This is a genomic window from Synechococcus sp. CBW1006, from assembly GCF_015840525.1.
Classification (GTDB): domain Bacteria; phylum Cyanobacteriota; class Cyanobacteriia; order PCC-6307; family Cyanobiaceae; genus CBW1002.
Map to the genome: position 1 here is coordinate 3,175,716 of NZ_CP060396.1, position 17,003 is coordinate 3,192,718.

General features: G+C 65.1%; 22 protein-coding genes and 4 pseudogenes. 11 read left to right on the plus strand and 15 right to left on the minus strand.

Annotated elements, in window-relative coordinates; genetic code table 11:
* Positions 1-61: 61 nt before the first annotated feature.
* Positions 62-328: a hypothetical protein gene (locus H8F26_RS15525; RefSeq protein WP_197155517.1), complete on the minus strand. Its 267-nt coding sequence runs from the start codon at positions 326-328 to the stop codon at positions 62-64.
* A 244-nt stretch (positions 329-572) separates the two neighbouring features.
* Positions 573-992 (minus strand): hypothetical protein, encoded by a 420-nt coding sequence (locus tag H8F26_RS19990; RefSeq protein WP_197155519.1) that lies wholly within the window; start codon positions 990-992, stop codon positions 573-575.
* A gap of 226 nt (positions 993-1,218) precedes the next feature.
* On the opposite strand from H8F26_RS19990, the gene H8F26_RS15535 reads away from it, so the two are divergent.
* Both H8F26_RS15535 and H8F26_RS15540 read left to right on the plus strand, forming a co-directional pair.
* Positions 1,219-1,362, plus strand: a complete 144-nt coding sequence (locus tag H8F26_RS15535; protein ID WP_190545080.1) for a chlorophyll a/b-binding protein — start codon at positions 1,219-1,221, stop codon at positions 1,360-1,362.
* Positions 1,363-1,726: 364 nt separating this feature from the next.
* Positions 1,727-3,220 carry an IS66 family transposase gene (locus H8F26_RS15540; protein ID WP_197155527.1) on the plus strand — a complete coding sequence of 498 codons (1,494 nt, stop codon included), beginning with the start codon at positions 1,727-1,729 and terminating at the stop codon, positions 3,218-3,220.
* A 98-nt stretch (positions 3,221-3,318) separates the two neighbouring features.
* On the opposite strand, the gene H8F26_RS15545 is transcribed toward H8F26_RS15540, so the two are convergent.
* On the minus strand, positions 3,319-3,693 hold the full coding sequence (locus tag H8F26_RS15545) for a DoxX family protein (RefSeq protein ID WP_197155529.1): 375 nt from the start codon (positions 3,691-3,693) through the stop codon (positions 3,319-3,321).
* A 459-nt stretch (positions 3,694-4,152) separates the two neighbouring features.
* Here H8F26_RS15545 and H8F26_RS15550 point away from each other — a divergent pair, with 459 nt between their 5' ends.
* The 5 genes from H8F26_RS15550 to H8F26_RS15570 all read left to right on the plus strand — a co-directional run bounded on the left by H8F26_RS15550 (position 4,153) and on the right by H8F26_RS15570 (position 9,972).
* On the plus strand, positions 4,153-4,665 hold the full coding sequence (locus H8F26_RS15550) for a thermonuclease family protein (protein ID WP_197155531.1): 513 nt from the start codon (positions 4,153-4,155) through the stop codon (positions 4,663-4,665).
* Between the two features lie 444 nt (positions 4,666-5,109).
* Complete coding sequence (locus H8F26_RS15555; protein WP_197155533.1) at positions 5,110-6,369, plus strand: serine hydrolase; 1,260 nt, start codon at positions 5,110-5,112, stop codon at positions 6,367-6,369.
* Positions 6,370-6,573: 204 nt separating this feature from the next.
* Positions 6,574-8,247, plus strand: a complete 1,674-nt coding sequence (locus H8F26_RS15560; protein ID WP_197155535.1) for a YdiU family protein — start codon at positions 6,574-6,576, stop codon at positions 8,245-8,247.
* 545 nt (positions 8,248-8,792) lie between these two features.
* The gene (locus tag H8F26_RS15565; RefSeq protein ID WP_197155537.1) at positions 8,793-9,380 is read left to right on the plus strand and encodes an AAA family ATPase; all 588 of its coding nucleotides are present in this window, start codon (positions 8,793-8,795) and stop codon (positions 9,378-9,380) included.
* 94 nt (positions 9,381-9,474) lie between these two features.
* Complete coding sequence (locus tag H8F26_RS15570; RefSeq protein ID WP_231605266.1) at positions 9,475-9,972, plus strand: AAA family ATPase; 498 nt, start codon at positions 9,475-9,477, stop codon at positions 9,970-9,972.
* An 18-nt stretch (positions 9,973-9,990) separates the two neighbouring features.
* Here H8F26_RS15570 and H8F26_RS15575 read toward each other — a convergent pair whose 3' ends face one another.
* From H8F26_RS15575 to H8F26_RS19995, 9 genes and pseudogenes are all read right to left on the minus strand, one after another.
* On the minus strand, positions 9,991-10,290 hold the full coding sequence (locus H8F26_RS15575; protein WP_197155541.1) for a DUF86 domain-containing protein: 300 nt from the start codon (positions 10,288-10,290) through the stop codon (positions 9,991-9,993).
* Between the two features lie 40 nt (positions 10,291-10,330).
* The gene (locus H8F26_RS15580) at positions 10,331-10,627 is read right to left on the minus strand and encodes a nucleotidyltransferase family protein (RefSeq protein WP_197155543.1); all 297 of its coding nucleotides are present in this window, start codon (positions 10,625-10,627) and stop codon (positions 10,331-10,333) included.
* 42 nt (positions 10,628-10,669) lie between these two features.
* A pseudogene (locus H8F26_RS15585) lies at positions 10,670-10,999 on the minus strand (DUF3427 domain-containing protein); the annotation flags it as partial.
* Positions 10,998-11,342: a DUF5615 family PIN-like protein gene (locus H8F26_RS15590; protein WP_197155545.1), complete on the minus strand. Its 345-nt coding sequence runs from the start codon at positions 11,340-11,342 to the stop codon at positions 10,998-11,000. The gene H8F26_RS15590 and the pseudogene H8F26_RS15585, both read right to left, overlap by 2 nt.
* Complete coding sequence (locus H8F26_RS15595; protein ID WP_197155547.1) at positions 11,339-11,557, minus strand: DUF433 domain-containing protein; 219 nt, start codon at positions 11,555-11,557, stop codon at positions 11,339-11,341. The genes H8F26_RS15590 and H8F26_RS15595 overlap by 4 nt, the downstream gene beginning before the upstream one ends.
* 28 nt (positions 11,558-11,585) lie before the next feature.
* Positions 11,586-11,909: pseudogene (locus tag H8F26_RS19595) on the minus strand (DUF3427 domain-containing protein); the annotation flags it as partial.
* A gap of 6 nt (positions 11,910-11,915) precedes the next feature.
* Positions 11,916-12,131, minus strand: coding sequence for a type II toxin-antitoxin system HicA family toxin (locus H8F26_RS19600; RefSeq protein ID WP_231605268.1), 216 nt, complete (start codon positions 12,129-12,131; stop codon positions 11,916-11,918).
* Complete coding sequence (locus H8F26_RS15605; RefSeq protein WP_197155549.1) at positions 12,124-12,330, minus strand: type II toxin-antitoxin system HicB family antitoxin; 207 nt, start codon at positions 12,328-12,330, stop codon at positions 12,124-12,126. Before H8F26_RS15605 ends, H8F26_RS19600 begins: the two co-directional genes overlap by 8 nt.
* A 55-nt stretch (positions 12,331-12,385) precedes the next feature.
* A pseudogene (locus H8F26_RS19995) lies at positions 12,386-12,814 on the minus strand (DUF3427 domain-containing protein); the annotation flags it as partial.
* Positions 12,815-12,835: 21 nt separating this feature from the next.
* Here H8F26_RS19995 and H8F26_RS15615 point away from each other — a divergent pair.
* Positions 12,836-13,159, plus strand: a complete 324-nt coding sequence (locus H8F26_RS15615; protein WP_197155551.1) for a nucleotidyltransferase domain-containing protein — start codon at positions 12,836-12,838, stop codon at positions 13,157-13,159.
* Positions 13,160-13,195: 36 nt separating this feature from the next.
* Here H8F26_RS15615 and H8F26_RS20275 read toward each other — a convergent pair whose 3' ends face one another.
* A complete protein-coding gene (locus tag H8F26_RS20275; protein ID WP_231605272.1) occupies positions 13,196-13,336 on the minus strand; it encodes a hypothetical protein in 141 nt (46 codons plus the stop codon).
* Between H8F26_RS20275 and H8F26_RS20000 the strand changes: the two genes are divergently transcribed.
* A complete protein-coding gene (locus tag H8F26_RS20000) occupies positions 13,277-13,549 on the plus strand; it encodes a HEPN domain-containing protein (protein WP_370594712.1) in 273 nt (90 codons plus the stop codon). The genes H8F26_RS20275 and H8F26_RS20000 overlap by 60 nt on opposite strands.
* A gap of 9 nt (positions 13,550-13,558) precedes the next feature.
* Here H8F26_RS20000 and H8F26_RS15625 read toward each other — a convergent pair.
* Positions 13,559-13,929 (minus strand): annotated as a pseudogene (locus H8F26_RS15625) (DUF3427 domain-containing protein); the annotation flags it as partial.
* Between the two features lie 482 nt (positions 13,930-14,411).
* On the opposite strand from H8F26_RS15625, the gene H8F26_RS19615 reads away from it, so the two are divergent.
* Both H8F26_RS19615 and H8F26_RS15630 read left to right on the plus strand, forming a co-directional pair.
* Positions 14,412-14,699: a transposase gene (locus H8F26_RS19615; protein WP_231597691.1), complete on the plus strand. Its 288-nt coding sequence runs from the start codon at positions 14,412-14,414 to the stop codon at positions 14,697-14,699.
* A 49-nt stretch (positions 14,700-14,748) separates the two neighbouring features.
* On the plus strand, positions 14,749-15,582 hold the full coding sequence (locus tag H8F26_RS15630) for an IS3 family transposase (protein WP_231598221.1): 834 nt from the start codon (positions 14,749-14,751) through the stop codon (positions 15,580-15,582).
* A gap of 213 nt (positions 15,583-15,795) precedes the next feature.
* Here the strand turns inward: H8F26_RS15630 and istB are convergent, their stop codons facing one another.
* Positions 15,796-16,590, minus strand: coding sequence for an IS21-like element helper ATPase IstB (gene istB / locus H8F26_RS15635; protein ID WP_231597868.1), 795 nt, complete (start codon positions 16,588-16,590; stop codon positions 15,796-15,798).
* Between the last annotated feature and the right edge of the window lie 413 nt (positions 16,591-17,003).

Here is a 17,003-nt window from a genome sequence, read left to right on the forward strand (position 1 = left end):
GGAGGTGCTCAGAGCCTATGGGTCCGCCTGCGCGGGCCTGTTGACAGCGGGATGTCAGTGGTCACAACTCAGGGAGGCGATGCGCAGCTCCTGGATGGTGCGTTGTACGGGCGCGAGGAATGGGAGGAGGGCCAGGCTCTGCCCCAGAGCTGCCGCCACCGCAGTTGAGGGTGTTGATCGCGGCGAAGAAGGGCTCTGAATCACCGGCCGGGCGCGACGGCACCACCACCACGGCCACGGCCACGGCCACGGCATCGTCGAAACTCACGATTGTCAGCCGGTCGGAAGCGGTGAGCTGCTCCATCAACCGCTCGGTGAGACACTGCAACCAGCGGAGACACCGTTCTCCCGGGGGCGGGGATCGAGACGGTGCCGCTGATGAGACGCTTCATCCCTCGCAGCCAAGCCAGCGGCTGGCCGCCATGTGGCTGGCTGCCACCGGAATGCGACGAAGCGCGAGATGGGGGAGACGGGGAGCCCAGGGAATCAGACCCCTGAGCAGCAACGCGCGCAGAGGAGCGGGTCGCGGAAGGAGCATGAAGCGATTGAAGGTACGCAAGAGCCGGCTTGCCTCAACCCGGATTGGCGCTGTCTTCCGCATGGGCCCGCAGCTCTGCGAGGCCATAGACCCCGCGATCGTCAGACAACGTTTCGGGTTGCAGCAGGGGAAGCAAACCCGGCCCACCAGGAGGGGAAAGGGCTGGCCACAGCGTTTCAGCGTCTGTAGAGACCAGCCCCCGGAGCTCCGAAGCCAGCACCAGGAAGAACACCGGCACCGGATGCAGGCCCACCAGCACCACCGGGATTGCCGAGCGGACGCCGCTCCAGCCCAGCGCCAGCCTCACCGAAACCGGCCCCCGGCAAGACACCCGCACCCGAGGCCGGCCCACCGAAACCACCGGCACCCACTCCGGGTTCTCGATCCAGTCCTGCCCCTGCCGCTCCGAACCCAGCACCGGGAGCCAGTCCAGCTCCTGAAGCAGGACCCCCAAGACCGCCTGGATTCGGCCTGGCCAGCCCCGATCCAGGCGCTGACAGGGAGAAGGCCAGGCCAGCGGCCATCACAAGCCAGACGTTGCGGATTCCGGTCATGGCTCAGGCCTGGCGGATGCCCTCAAGACCTAGCAAGGGCTTCTGATCGGGGCCGGCCAGATCAGACAGGCTCCGTCCCGATCGCTTCAAAATCTGTTACAATTCAAGAAACAAACCGCAATACCCATGACTGACTCTTCGGCCCGCTTCGGCTTTGTGGCCTTCGCCGAGACCTGGAACGGCCGCCTTGCCATGCTCGGTTTCGTGATCGGCCTGGGCACCGAGCTGCTCACCGGCCAGGGCATCCTGTCCCAGATCGGTCTGGGTTGATCATCATGAGTACCGATTACACCGCTGCCATCACCGGCCTGATTGCTCTGGTCGTGGTTCTCACCGGGATGGTGACCTTTGTGCTCAGCCGCCCCAGCGATCTGGCACCGACGAACTCCCGCTGATCTTCCAGAGCTTCGCCCTGACATGAATCCCTAAAAACCCCTGGGCACTGCCTAGGGGTTTTCCGTTGTCCAACTCTGGGGCAATTCCTTCCCTGGCTCCATCGCTCCGGTCGCTGGGCTTGGCAGCTGTTCAGGCGTAAGCATTCAGGGGTCGGGACAGCACGCGGCGAACATCGTCTCTGCTGAACCCTTGACGGCGTCCTGATTCCCGTTTGCATCTCAGGCAGAGACTGCTTGAGATGGGCGCCCCTCCTGCTGGCATTTCCGAGGTGGACTGGTTGTCGTGGCCAGCTGGTGCCAGGGAGTTCATCCTGGCTCAACAGGAGGAGATGGTGCAGCTCCGCGTCCAGCTCACCGCCCTGGCGACCGAACTGGCCCATCTGCGCGAGCGGATCGGCCGCAGCTCCCGCAATTCTTCCAAGCCTCCCTCCAGTGATGGCCAGGGGTTTAGGCCGCCCGAACGACGCAAGGGCAGTGTCCGCAAGCGCGGCGGCCAGCCGGGCCATCCCGGATCTGGGCCGGAGCTGCTGCCGATCGAGCGGGTGGATGAGGTGGTCGAGCACCACCCCCAGGCCTGCCGCCGCTGCGGCACGTTGCTACAGGGTCAGGATCCCGAGCCCTTGAGGCACCAGGTGATCGAGATTCCACCGATCACGCCTCTGGTGATCGAGCACCGGCTGCACCGCCTGGTCTGCCCCTGCTGTTCCACCAGCACCTGTGCCTCGTTACCGGCGGAGGTGGAAGTAAGCCATTACGGTCCCCGGCTCAGTGCTCTGGTGGGTCTGCTGGGTAGTGCCTTCCCGTTGAGTTTCAGCAAGACCCAGGCGCTGCTGGATCAGCTGCTGGGGGTACAGATCAGCCGGGGAGCGATGGCCACTATCCGCCAGCGCTTGAGTGCAGCACTGGAGCAGCCCATGCAGGAGGCCCTTGCGTTTGCCCGTCAGCAGTCGGTGGTCTATGTCGATGAAACCGGTGCCCCCACCGGTAATGCCGATGGGGGCAACCCCGATGGCCGGCGCGGCTGGGAGTGGGTCATGGTGACCGCCATGGGGGTGACAGTGTTCTTGCAGAGCCTGAGCCGCTCGGCTGCCGCCGCGATCGACCTGCTCGGGAATGCCTTTGGCGGAATTGTGGTGAGCGATCGCTTCTCCGCCTACAACCATCTCCCGCTGGAGCAGCGCCAGCTGTGCTGGGCGCACGTGATCCGCGATCTCACCGCCATCGCTGACCGTCAGGGCGCCAGCGGTGAGATTGGAGCGGAGCTGCTGGGCCTGCAGCAGCAGCTGTTTGCCCAGTGGCACCGCTACAAAGACGGAACGATCGACTGGTCCACGTTGCAGCAGGGCTGTCGGCCGATCCGCCAGGCGTTTGTGGGCACGCTGCAGCGGGTTGTGGAGCTGGGCTGCCAGCGCGGCGAGCGAACGCCGTGGGCCAAGACGGTGCGTACCTGCCATCAGTTGCTGCAAGTGAGCGATGGCCTCTGGACCTTCCTGGAGATTGAAGGGATCGAGCCCACCAACAACGCAGCCGAGCGTGCCCTGCGCCATTCGGTGATTCAGCGCAAGATCAGCCATGGCGTCCAATCCCGCCAGGGTGCGATCTGCCGCAGCAGGCTGCTCACGGTCACCACCAGCCTGCGGCAACAGGGCCGTGATATCTGGCAGTTCCTGGAGCAGGCCTTGATCGCCCATCATCGCGGCGGTGAGATGCCATCGCTGTTGCCGAATCCCTGAGCCGGCCGTCATCGATCGTGGTGTCTGTGGTTGCTCGTTGATCAGCGATCAAGGGTGGAATGCTGCGCTGCTGCGTCACGGCCCCTGAACGGATACGTTCAGGCTTTGTCGTGCTGATCAGCCACCAGCAGAAGACCACCCATGATCGCCAGGTTCTTGAGCAGCTGAATCCGCTCGCCGCTGTCATTCACATCAGCGTGGAAGAGCAGCGTGGTGGGTACAAGAAACACCAGCAGCAGCACCGCTCCCAGTCGTGCTTTCCAGCCGCTGATCACCAGCACTGAGCCTACGGCCATCAAGGCCATGGCGATCCCCAGCAACAACGGTGCCAGCGGCAATCCCTTGGCGGCAATGGCACCAGCCACGCCGGTGAAGCCCGTCAGCTTGCCGATCACCGCATGGATGAACACCAGGCACAGCAGCACCCGCGCGATTCGGTTCAGCAGGGAGAGACCCGATGGCTGCGCACGCATGGGTGTCGGTTCGTTGTGACGGCATTGTGGGGTGCCGCGCACTCCCTGGGTGTGCAGAACCCGGCTCTGCAACAACCCACGACTGGCTTGCAGCTCACCGCCACCGAGCTTGGATGGAGGATGGTGTGAGCGGAGCTCCTGACGCTGGCACCTGGGGCCAGGGATCCAGTGGGGCTTCCCGTCGGATCCTGGGCACCTAGCTGAAGCGGTGGCTTGTGGGCCGGGCTCGTGAACGGTGCCATGGACGGGTGCCATCGACGGCGACGTTGACACATGCCAGGGAAGCCAGTGATCCGTTGAAAGTGATGGAGCAGGGGCCGGATCGTCAGCGCACTCCTGGCTGTTGCTGGGGTGGGGTGTCATCCATGGTCTGGAGTCTTCCGATTTCGATGGATTCACGATCGGACGGGCGACGGCCTCGGGCAATCGCGGTACTTGCCTGACATCCAGACTGTGGCGATGGCCCGCACCCTTCTTCCACTGCCTGGCCTTCTGGGGTTGGTCACCCTGTTGATGCCGTTGGCCGGCGCCCAGACGGCTCAGCCCCCGATCAGTCGTGCCACGGTGCTCTCGATCGGCGATGGCGACACGATCCGTGTCAAGCAGGCCGGCCGGGTGATCACGGTGCGGCTGGCCTGCATCGATGCACCGGAGATGGATCAGAGCCCCTACGGCCCTCAGGCCCGCCGGTACCTGCAGATGCGTCTGCCGATCGGCACGCCGGTGGCGCTGGCGGTGAAAGCAACTGACCGCTACGGCCGCACCGTGGCCGAAGTGATCGGCGCGATCAACCTGGGTCTGGCGCTGGTGGAAGACGGCCAGGCCTTCGCTTACCGCAAGTACCTGGGCCAGTGCGACACCAAGGAGTATCTCGATGCCGAGTACCGGGCCTCCCGGCATCGCCATGGCGTGTGGCAGGTGCCTGGAGGGATCACCAGGCCCTGGGTGTTCAGACGGAAGGGATCGATTTAACCGCCACCGCCACCGCCACCGCCACCTCCACCGCCGACTCCGACTCCGGCTCCGGATCGAACGCCGAAGCAATCGGCTGAAGCTGGCGTCAACTTCCTGGTAGGGGGGCACCCGCCTGCCGCGCTCAAGGTGGTGGATCCAGCACTGCCCCGTGGATGAGGATTCGCGGGTGAGGCTCTGGCTCTCCCAGTAGCCGCTCGCTCTTCTTGAGGGTGACGAAGCACACGTCACAACACGTCGCCTCATCGAAGCTGGAGATTCCTGCGAAGCTGCACCCAGGCTGTGCAGGATCTTCCTTGGCGTCGGTCAAGGTCACGTCGCTTGATCCGATGCGCAGTGGTCCATGCAAGGCATGATTCGCCCAGCCCGATCGTGATGGATCCCGGTGGTTTCTCGATGAAGCGACAAGGCGACGTAGCGTTGCCTCTTCCTGCTCGAGCGGGTATGGATGGCCGCTGGTTCGCCCTACGGGCCAGGCGCGTCCTGGGCGGTGTGCTCGCGTTCTGCCTGAGCGGAGCTGACCCCGTCTGGGCCATGCAGGCCAGCGAGGCAGCCGCGGCGGATTCGCCCCAGGCGGCCGCCATCCTGCGGATCGTTCGCAACCGTATGGCTGTTGATCACCTGCGGGCGGTGATTGTGCGCGTCACGATCGACGGCAAGGAGGTTGTCACCGAGGCGATGGGCGAGTCGGTGACGGGCGTGCCCGCCACGGAGGACATGCATTTCCGCAACGGTGCGGTCGCCATCTCCTACGTGGCGACGCTGCTGCTGCAACTGGTCGACGAGAGCAAGGTGCGTCTCGACGACAAGCTCTCGACCTGGCTGCCGGACATCCCGAATGCGGATCGGGTCACGCTCGGCCAGCTCGCCCAGATGACATCCGGCTACCGCGACTACGTGATCGGCAACGACGCGTTCGTCCAGGCTCTGCTCGAAAACCCGTTCCGTCAGTTTTCGGTACAGGATCTGCTCTCCTACGCGAACCTTCAGACGCTCTGGTACGAACCCGGAACGAGCTGGAATTACGCGCACACGAATTACGTTCTCCTCGGTCTGGCGCTGGAGAGAATCACGGGCCATACCATGCCCGTGCTGATGCAGGAGCGGATCTTCGGACCCCTGAACATCCGTAACACCCGGGATCCCGGCGGCACGCCCGTGATCGCGCCGCCGGTGCTTCACGCCTTCTCGTCGGAACGGCGCCAGGCCCTCGGCATCGCCCCAGGAACGCGCTTCTACGAGGAGTCGACCTACTGGAACCCGTCGTGGACTCTCAGCCGCGGAGCGGTCCAGTACACCACCATCCACGACATGGCGACGTCCGCCGAGGCGATCGGGACGGGTCGGCTGTTGTCGCCGGAGACCCACAGGCTGCAGATCGCTCCGAAGCTTCGGGGCTTCGGCAAGCCGATCGAGGGCTGTGCGACCTGCGCCACCCTCAACGACTTCTACACCTATGGGATCGGGATCGTCCTCTCGGGCCCCTGGCTGCTGCAGAACCCGCTGTTCTCTGGACAGGCCGGGGTGATGGCCTACCTGCCCTCGCAGAAGATCGCGATTGCGGTGGCGGTCACCTTCGACGAACAGGCCTTCGACTCCAGCGGTGCGTACCGCAACTCAGCTGATGACATCTTTCGCGCGATCGGCGCCTACCTGGCGCCGGAGGAACGCCCGCCCATCAGGCCCAACCCCAACGCCAGCTGAGGCGGGTTCAGGCGTGTCGGTGATTGAGCAGGCCGTTCATCAGGCGCAAACCTTCAAGCTGGAATCGAACGTCTTGCCGGCGTGACACCGGCAAGGCCGCCGCTGATGGCGGCGGGCTCGCCAGGATGATGACCTCAGCGTCAGGGCCATGCCCAGGCGGCTCAACACCCCGAGAGACCAGTGCCGACAACAGTGACGAAAGGAGTGACGACCACCACCTTCGCGGAGTTTGCCCAACGGGCCGACTATTCGCTGCTGGATGCACTGCAGCCGGATCCTCAGGCCAGGGGCGATGGCCACGATCACCAGCCCCGCCAGGTGTTCTCCGGTCATTACGTGCCGGTGAAACCCACGGCGATTCCCGCGCCGGAGGTGGTGGCGCACAGCAGAACCCTGTTCCACGACCTGGGCCTGAGCGATGAGCTGGCCCACGACGACCAGTTCCGCCGTCTGTTTTCCGGCGACATCAGCGTGGCGATGCAACCGATGCGACCGTTTGGCTGGGCCACCGGTTATGCCCTCTCGATCTACGGGACCGAATACATCCAGCAGTGCCCGTTCGGCACCGGCAACGGCTATGGCGATGGCCGGGCCATTTCCGTGTTCGAAGGTGTGTTCAAGGGCAAACGCTGGGAGATGCAACTCAAAGGCGGTGGCCCCACGCCTTACTGCCGCGGCGCTGATGGACGCGCTGTGCTCCGCTCCAGTGTGCGCGAGTTTCTGGCGCAGGAGTTCATGCACGCCCTGGGGGTGCCCACCTCCCGCTCGCTGACGCTGTACATGTCACGGGCCGAAACGGTGCGCCGGCCCTGGTACTCCCCGAACTCGAGGTCGTTCGATCCCGACATCCTGGTGGACAACCCGGCGGCGATCACCACCCGCGTGGCCCCCTCGTTTCTGCGGGTGGGGCAGCTGGAGCTGTTCGCCCGTCGCGCCCGCAGCGGTGCGCACCCGGATGCACGGAACGAGCTGCGGATGATCGTGGCGCACCTGATCGAGCGGAACTACCGGCCGGAGATTGATCCAGCTCTGGAGTTCAGCGATCAGGTGGTGGAGCTGGCGCGATTGTTCCGCGGGCGGCTTACTTCCCTGGTGGCCCACTGGATGCGGGTGGGCTACTGCCAGGGCAATTTCAACAGCGACAACTGCGCCGCCGGTGGCTACACGCTCGACTACGGCCCGTTCGGCTTCTGCGAACGCTTTGATCCGCGCTTTCAGCCCTGGACCGGCGGCGGCGAGCATTTCTGCTTCTTCAACCAACCGGCGGCGGCGGAAGTGAACTACGGGATGTTCTGCAAATCGCTGCTGCCGCTGCTCGAGGGCAACACGCAGGCGCTGGCAAGGCTGGATGCGATCCGCGACGGGTTCGCTGAAGCGATGGGTCAGGCGCTCGAGGCGATGTGGGCCAGCAAGCTCGGCCTGATCAACACCGACGCCGAGCTGGTGAACGAACTGCTGCAGCTGATGGTGAGCTCCAAGCTGGATTACACGATCTTCTTCCGCAGGCTGTCTGACATCCCCGAGCACGTCTCTGCTCTGCAGGAGAGCTTCTACCTGCCCAGCTCTGAGCAGCTCGATGGGCAGTGGACGCAGTGGCTGCAACGCTGGCGGGATCGCCTCACGGCAGGTGGCGACATCAACGCGACATCCGCCGCGATGAAACGGGTGAACCCGGCCGTGACCTGGCGCGAGTGGCTGATTGCTCCGGCCTATGAGAAGGCTGCGGAAGGTGATTTCAGCCTGGTCAGGGAACTTCAGGAGGTGTTCCGCCATCCCTACGACGAGCTGCCTCCGGAGCTGGAGGCGACGTACGACCGCCTCAAGCCCCGGGAATTCTTCAACGCCGGGGGCGTGTCGCACTACAGCTGTTCGTCGTGACGGGTGCTCAGGGCAGCACCCGTTCGGCCAGCTGCTGCAGGCGATAGACGATCCACGCTGATCAAGGTGGCGGCTTCCCGCCGGGCCAGCGCCAGACCGAGATCAGCCCGGTGAGCGGGCTTCAGCGCAACCCACTGGACGCACAGCGCTTGCCGGCGCCATCTACCGCTTCGTGCCGGCCGGGCCTCCCACGACCGACAGGCGGCCGATGCGCGATGAACAGGGACGCCTCTGGCTGATGAGTGGCCATCACAGCTTCGAGCTGGTGGAGAAGGGCGGCGATGGCAACCGGATCTCGGTGTCGAGCGTGCGCAGCCAGCCGGCGGCGGCCGTGGATCACACCGCCCACAGCAAGGTGAAACTCAACGGGCACGGCCAGAACACGGTGACCCTCTACGCCCAGCCCAGTTTCGGCGCGGCGATCGCGGGCATGGGCGTGTCGGGCGAAACCCTCGACAAGCTCTCCTGCACCTCGAACAGCCAGGGCACCTGGTGCCGCGTGGGCTACCCGGGCCAGAACGGCCGGGTGCTGTGGGTGCACGGGGATGCGCTGGTCTACCTGGGCGACGGGGAATGCCCCCGTCCTGACCGCCGCTGCCGCCGCGATGACGATCCGCCATCTCGCGGTGAGCGGCTACCGCTCGCTGCAGACCGTGGTGCTCCCCCTCGACCGGCTGACGCTGGTGACGGGGGCCAACGGCAGCGGAAAGTCGAATCTCTACCGGGCCCTGAGCCTGATCGTGTCCGCGGACCGCGGCGAGATGGTGGGGGCCCTGGCCCGGGAGGGCGGCCTGCCGGCGGTGCTGTGGGCCGGCCCGGAACGGCTGAGCCGCCAGATGCGGCAGGGGGAGCAGCCGGTGCAGGGGGGGGCGCGCCAGGCACCGGTGCGGCTGCGCCTGGGCTTTTCGGCCGATCCCTTCTCCTATGCGATCGCGCTGGGCTACCCCCAGGAGCGGCAGACGGCCTTCGCGCTCGATCCGGCTCTGAAGGGGGAATGGTTCTGGGCCGGCGGCAGCTTCCACCCCCGCGCCGTGCTCAGCCGCTCGAGCGGGCAGGCCGATCCCGACCGGAGCCTGTTCCAGAGCGGCGCCGATCCGCAGGAGCAGCCGGAGGTGCACCTGCCGCGTGAGTAGATCCTGAGCTGGCGCTTCTACGACAGCTTCCGCACCGATGCCGGCGCGCCGGCGCGGCAGCCAAGGGTGGGCACCCGCTGCTTCGCCCTGGCCGGTGACGGGGGCGACCTGCCGGCCCCGGTGCCATCTGAGCGTGAACACGGGGGAGGGGCTGTTCCGGCTGCGCTTCCACCAGCCGGGCCTGCTGCGGCCGCTGGATGCCGCGGAACTCTCGGACGGCACGCTGCGCTACATCCTGCTGACGGTGGCGTTGTTCAGCCCGCGCCTGCCGCCGCTGCTGGTGCTCAACGAAGACCGACACCGTGCTGGCGCCGATGCGCAGGCCGCGCAGCAGAAAGCGGCCGAACGTTTTCAGCCGGGGTGCTGTGGGCCACGTCATCGGCGGAACGTCGGCCAGTCGGCGCCGGAGCTGAACGTGGGCGGCATTGTGAGCCATCACCCCACCAGCCTGCACCGCCAGGAGCTGCAGGCTGTCATGAGAACGGTCTGGCCGCGGCGGTCTGGCTGGGTTCGTGCCGGAGCACACCTTCGCGGTGGATCCAGGGGGCGTCGTTGCGGAGGGGGACTCGCCAGAGCGAGACCAAGGCCATGAATGTGAAAGCTGATCGTCTCAGGCCAGCACGGCCTCGAGCTGAGTGATCAGCAGGGGCAGCTCCACCTGCACGACATCCCAGACCACATCAAGGTCGACACCCAGGTAGCCATGGATCAGCTGATTGCGCATGGCCACGATCTCACGCCAGGCGATCTCTGGATGGGCAAGTCTTACCTCAGGCGGGATGCGGGCTGCTGCTTCGCCGATGAGTTCGATGTTGCGGAGAACCGCGTCCTGTACCAGTTGGTTGTCGAAGAACTGGTCGCGGTTCAGACCAGCGCAGTAGTCCACAGCTCGACGTGCAAATTGATCCATGTCCCGGGCGTAGAGCCGCCAGTCACGACCAGACGGGCGATCAGATGCTGATGGCATCAGCCTCCACGCTCTGCCGCAACTCCTGCCTGAGTGCCTGTTCCGTCACCAGGTCCACGGACCTGCCGAGAAGATCCTCCAGAAACACCTGGAGGCCATAGAACCGCCTGGCGGTGGAGGGGGCTTCGAACGCCACCAGCAGATCCACATCGCTCTCTGGAGTGGCCGCTCCCCGTGCCCATGAGCCGAAGATCCGGAGGCTGCGCACACCGAAGCGCTCGCTCCAATCGGGCGCGTGCTCTCTGAGCAGGCGGATCAGGTCGTCGGCGGTCTCAGCCATTGCGCAGGAGCTTGTGGGAGGCGCTCGGCAAGCGATCGAACGCTAAACCGCCAACGCCATCACCGGTAGCCAAGCCGCCGGTATCGGCCGCTCCAGCCTCCATCGAATCGCCATCGGCCGCTCCGCCTCGTGGCTTTCGTAGCGGACAAACCCCAGACACCGAAACGGCTCGGTGACACCCTCGGCGCGGCCCCCTTCGCGCCGGTGCTCGCGCACGAACCGCAGCACCCGTGAACCCCGCGTCTCGTGGTGGATGTACCGCTGGCCGCTGGGGGAGGCGGCTGTGGTGATGCTCTGGCTCTCCCAGAGGAACAGGGAGGGGCCCAGGGCCAGGTCGCGGGTGCGGGTGGTGGGGGAGAAGAGGGCGTCGTCAGACAGATGAACGAACTTCTACCCATGGCTCTCCTTCAAGAAGGCTGGCGATGGCCTGATCAAGCGTTCGCAGCAGAACCGCTTGAAGGGCTTTGTTGGAGCTGTTTCCCACACGAAGCCAGATCACCTGTGGTGGGGGACCTTGCTTGAAGAGGAGAGCGAGGAAGTCGCGATCTTTCGTCATCACAACGGCACCTGCGGTCTTCGCGTGGGCGAAGATGTCACGGTCTTCGGCATCTCTGAGGCCGAGATTCCTGAGAGGCACGGCTTGGATGTGAGGCCATTGCGCCATGATCCAGGTCGCCAGGGCTGGCGAGAGCTGGGCATCAAGCCAGAGAATCACGCCACCAGAACCGGGTGATCCAATTCGCGAGCGGCATAGGTGAGAGCAGCCTGTAGATCTTCGGGCTCAAGATCCGGTAGCTCGGCAAGGATCTGGTCGGGGCTGAGACCGGCCGCGTAGAGATCAAGCACATCGCTCACCCGGATCCGCATCCCCCGGATGCAGGGCTTGCCGCCGCATTGTGCAGGGTTGTAGGTGATGCGTGAATCACTCATTCCAGCAATCTAGCCGGCCTGAGCATTCTCAAACCGCCAACCCCATCCCCTGCATCCACCCCGCCGGTATCGCCCGCTCCAGCCTCCATCGAATCGCCATCGGCCGCTCCGCCTCGTGGCTTTCGTAGCGGACAAACCCCAGACACCGAAACGGCTCCGTGACACCCCCGGCGCGGCCCCCTTCGCGCCGGTGCTCGCGCACGAACCGCAGCACCCGTGAACCCCGCGTCTCGTGGTGGATGTACCGCTGGCCGCTGGGGGAGGCGGCTGTGGTGATGCTCTGGCTCTCCCAGAGGAACAGGGAGGGACCGAGCGCCAGGTTGCGGTAGCGGGTGGAGGGGGAGAAGAGAGATCCGTTTCAGAGCAGATCCAGAAACTCGCTCACATCCACCTTGGCCTGCCTCAGCAGACCCGCGAGGGTGCCGATCTTGACCGTTTTGTGGAGAGGAACGACGCAACCCCGGCTACCGCATCGCATCACCACATGGCTGCCGTTCTGGCGTACGGCGTTGAAACCCAGGCGTTCCAGCGCACGGATGATCTCCCGACCGGAAAGGTGCGGGAGCTTAGGCATGCGCTGGAACGGTGAACAGGGTCACCAGGGGGTGGCCCTTGATCACGGCGGGGAACTCCTCCAGATAGAGCGTGGTGGCTTCGCGCAGGTTGGCGAGGGCCTCCTCGATGGATTCCCCTTCCGTTGTGGTGCCCGTTTCAGGGTTGAAGGCCACATACCCGCCTTCTTCCGCAGGTGTGAGCACAGCGGTGAGTTCCATCGGTGCCGGTCCAGTGAGCTCAGTCTGATGGGATCTGGCCATTGCCGCTGCCCCCTCAAACCGCCAACCCCATCCCCTGCATCCACCCCGCCGGTATCGCCCGCTCCAGCCGACACCGAATCGCCATCGGCCGCTCTCCCCTCGTGGCTCTCCCAGTGGAACAGCGCGGGGCCCAGGGCCAGGTCGCGGGTGCGGGTGGTGGGGGAGAAGAGGGATTCGCTCTTGTTGAGGGTCACAAAGAGCAGATCGCACTGGCTGGGTTCGTGCCAGAGCACGCCTTCGCGGTGGATCCAGGGGGCGTCGCCCGTCAGGATCCCGTAGCCGCAGGCTTCTGCGCAGAGCAGTAGGCCGCTTCGATTTCGGCCCGGCTGTAGCGGCCGTGGACGCGCACCGGGATAGGCCGGGCCCAGGGCCGCAACTCCAGCAGTTGGTGCAGGTCGTGGCGCCAGGCTGCGGCTGCCTGGCTGAAGGTCAAGCACCTGGCATAGCCGGCGATGATGGAAGCATGGGAAAGGCACCGCTCGTCACTCAGGAAGCCCTGAAGGCCTTCACCGATCGCCTGGTGGAGGCGTTTGCCCCGGAGCAGGTGATTCTGTTCGGCTCGATGGCACGAGGAACAGCCCGTCTGGAGTCGGATGCCGATGTGTTGGTCGTGATGCCCTTTGAAGGGAGAGCCCTGGAGAAGATCCTGGAAATCCGCGAGGTTTGCCACCCTGAGTTTCCTCTGGACATGCTTCTTTGGCGACCGGAGGACATACCCAGGCGCTACCGCTGGGGAGACCCATTCATCCGTGCAGCCCTCGACCACGGTGTGGTGTTGCATGGCTGAGCGCAATCCTGTTGTTGACGAGTGGATCAGCAAGGCCTAGGGAGATTGGCGGGCCATGCAGTTGTTCATCAGCAGCCAGGGCATGAGGATGCGGTGGTCTTTCACGCTCAGCAGTGTCTGGAGAAGTACTTCAAGGCAGCCCTGATTGCTCATGGGCAGACTGTGCAGAAGATCCATGATCTGCGGGAACTCTCCAGGCAGCTCGGGATCCTGATGCCGGATTGGGAGGCTGATCCTTCCGATCTGACCCGGATCACCCAGGGAGGGGTGATGTTTCGCTACCCGGGGATGGAGGCCCAAGCAGAGGACGCCGCCAGGGCCGTTGCCATCACCCAAGGCGTGAGGCAGCGGCTTTCCGGGTGGCTGGGCACCCATTCTGAAGCCGGTTGAACGGCATCCTCAAACCGCCAACCCCATCCCCTGCATCCACCCCGCCGGGATCGCCCGCTCCAGCCTCCACCGAATCGCCATCGGCCGCTCCCCCTCGTGGCATTCGTAGCGGACAAACCCCAGACACCGAAACGGCTCGGTGACAACTGCCCGGTGGTGGAGGCGGCGGTGGTGGTGCTCTGGCTCTCCCAGTGGAACAGGAACGGGCCGAGAGCCAGGTCGCGGTAGCGGGTGGAGGGGGAGAAGAGGGCTTCGCTCTTGTTGAGGGTCACGAACAGCAGGTCGGTCTGGCTGGGTTCGTGCCAGAGGACGCCTTCGCGGTGGATCCAGGGGGCGTCGTCGCGCAGAATCCCGAAGCCGCCAGGCTTCTGCGCAGCAGTAGGCGGCTTCGACAAGATCCGTGAGATGCGGCGACTCTGTCAGGCGCACTTTCCCCTGGATCTTCTAGTCCGGAGGCCGGAAGAGATCGAGATTCGCTATCGGGAGGTGATCCGGTCGTGCGCGAAGCTCTCGACCATGGCGAGGTGCTCCATGGTTGAGCCCTGGTCGGCCGTTCCGGAGTGGATTGCCAAGGCCGAGGGAGATTGGGAAGCCCCAGGGAACTCCTGAGCTGGCGCCCATCCTTTCCGGGCCGAATGAGGCGGCTGGTTGCCCGATGTCAACTACGTAGGCGGGTCGCGTCAATTACGTAGGCGGGTTACCCCGGGTCCTCCCCCTGCCATGGCAGGGGGAGGCGACAGCGAAAAGTGAGCCACCCTGGCCCGGTCCTCTGCCATGGAGTCTGAGGTGGTCTGGCTTTTCTGGACAGGCCCCATCGTTAACCTCTGAGGCGGGGTACCGCCCCTGAAAGGGGCTCCCACCGATGAGCAAGCGCCGCACCCACAGCCCCGAGTTCAAGGCCAGGGTCGCCATGGAGGCGATCAGTGGCCGCAAGACGATCCAGGAGATCGCCGCCGACCACGCCATCCACCCGATCCAGGTGAGCCAGTGGAAGCGGCAGCTCCTGGACGGTGCCAGCGAGCTCTTCACCCGAGGCAAGAAGACCAAGGACAAGGAGGAGGGGCAGGCCAAGGAGGCGGAGCTGTTCCAGCAGATCGGACGGCTGCAGATGGAGCTGGAGTGGCTCAAAAAAAAGTCTCAACTGCTCTGATGCCCGTGAACTGCGCAAGCTGGTCGATCACGACCACCCCGAGCTCAGCATCAGCAGGCAGTGTGCGCTGCTGGGGCTGCCTCGATCCACGCTGTACTACCGGCCGACACCGGTCCGTGTATCGACGCTGCGGATCATGGCCAGGATCGATGCTCTCTACCTGGAGGATCCCTGCAGCGGCAGCCGCCGGATGGTGGACTATCTGGCCCAAGATGGTATCCCGATCAGCCGAGATCGAGTGCGAAACCTCATGCGGCGCATGGGATTACGGGCGATCTACCAGAAGCCCCGGACGACGGTTCCAGGTGATCCGTCCGTGCGGTTCCCCTGCCTGGTGGACCTCACGCAGGTCACGTCGGTGGATCAGGTCTGGGCGACCGACATCACCTACATCCCTCTGCAGAAAGGGTTCCTCTATCTGGTGGCGATCATGGATCTCCATTCCAGGCATGTGCTCAGCTGGAGGCTCTCCAACAGCCTTGACACGAAGTTCTGTCTGGAGGCCCTGGAGATGGCCTTGGGAGGCGGCCGTAGGCCAGAGATCTTCCACTCCGATCAAGGCTGTCAGTTCACGTCCGCTGACTTTGTGGCCAGACTCAAAGGGGAGCGGATCCAGATCAGCTGGTCCGGCAGAAAGCGGTGCTACGACAACATCCTTGTTGAACGGCTGTGGAGGACTGTCAAGTACGAGGAGGTCTACCTACGGGCATACAGCGATGGCTGGGACGCTGAAATCAGCCTGGCCCGCTTCCTGTGGCGGTATTGCCATGTAAGACCTCACAGTTCCCTTGGAGGCAAAACTCCCCACGCGGTCTACACTGAGGCCGAACCATGTTCCACCCGTCCTGGGTTAACGATGTCAGGGGCCGGAACTGTCCAATAAAAGGCACCCACCTCAGCCGGGATCTTCTGATCGGCCCCAGGCGTCAAGCCCGTTGGCCGGTGCTCTTGCTGCTGTCCCGCCTGAGCGCTGCAGCGGAGCGCACGAGCCGGCGGACCCCACGGTCCGACGGCAGCGCGGAGCTCATCACCGGCACCTGGCGCCAGGGGTTGGCTTGTGGTTGGCGGGTAATTGACGCCTGGTCGCGGCGACGAATCAGCCTGCGCTGGAGCGGTCAATCCGCCGTGCCCGTTTGCGGCGGTAGCTCTCGCCATTGATCTGAATCAGCGTGCTGTGGTCCACCAGCCGGTCCACCGCTGCCACGGTCATGGCGCTGGTGGAGAAGACGTTCTCCCACTCGCTGAACGGCTGGTTACTGGTCACCAACAGGGATCTGCGCTCGTAGCGGTGCATCACCAGCTCGAACAGCACCGAGGTCTCGGCCTCGTCCTTGCGGACGTAGCCGATGTCATCGATCACCAGCAGGGCAAAGCGATCCAGTCGGGTCAGGGCCTTAGCCAGGGCGTAATCGGCTTTGGCGCGCTGCAGCTCCTGCACCAGCGTGGTGGCGGAGAAAAACCGCGCCGTGCGGTCCAGGGCGATCAGGCTGCGGCAGATGCCTGCTGCCAGGTGGGTTTTGCCCACACCGCTGGGACCGAATAGCAGCAGGTTCTCGGCCCGATCCAGCCAGCCGGTGTCGTGGGCGAGCTGCTCGATCTGAGGACGCTCAAGATCCGGGATGGCGTTCCAGTCGTAGTCCGCCAGGGTCTTGGGGACCGGCAGCTGGGCCTCATGCAACAGCCGCCGTTGACGGGCTTGATGCCGCTGCTGGTGTTCCTGCTCTGCCAGCACATAGAGGTAGCTGGCTGGACTCCAGCCAGCGGCTGTGGCCTGCTGCTCGGCCGCCTGCCACTGGCTGCGGAACTGGGGCAGTTTCAACTGTTTCAACACCGATGGCAGAGCCGTTTCCAGTGCCGGCCTGCTCGGGGGTTCCAACCAGGAGTTCGTCATAGCTGCTGAGGGTGTGTTCGGGGATGTCGAGCTGGGGCATGGCCGCCAGGCCCCGGGGGGGCCGCAGGCCGTAGTGATCGCGCAGGGCCGTGAGGTTCAGCTCACCGCGGCGGAGCTGACGCCGCAGATACCGCTCCACACCGGCCAGATCGTCCGTCCGGGCAGCGACATGGAGGGCGTCCACCATGACCTTGGCGGCCTCATCCGGCGGCAGGGCCGCCAAAAGCAAGCGCCACAACTGACGCCAGGTCTCTCCGGGGAGCAGGTCGGACTGCAGCTGGGCACGCAGCAGCGCCCGGGGTTTGCGGCGCAGACTCTCGATCACGTGGCGGAAATCGATCCGCCGCAACGGCCCGCTTTCTCCCGCTCGCCGATGCAACCGTGGCAGGGTCTCCACGAACTTGCTGCGCAGG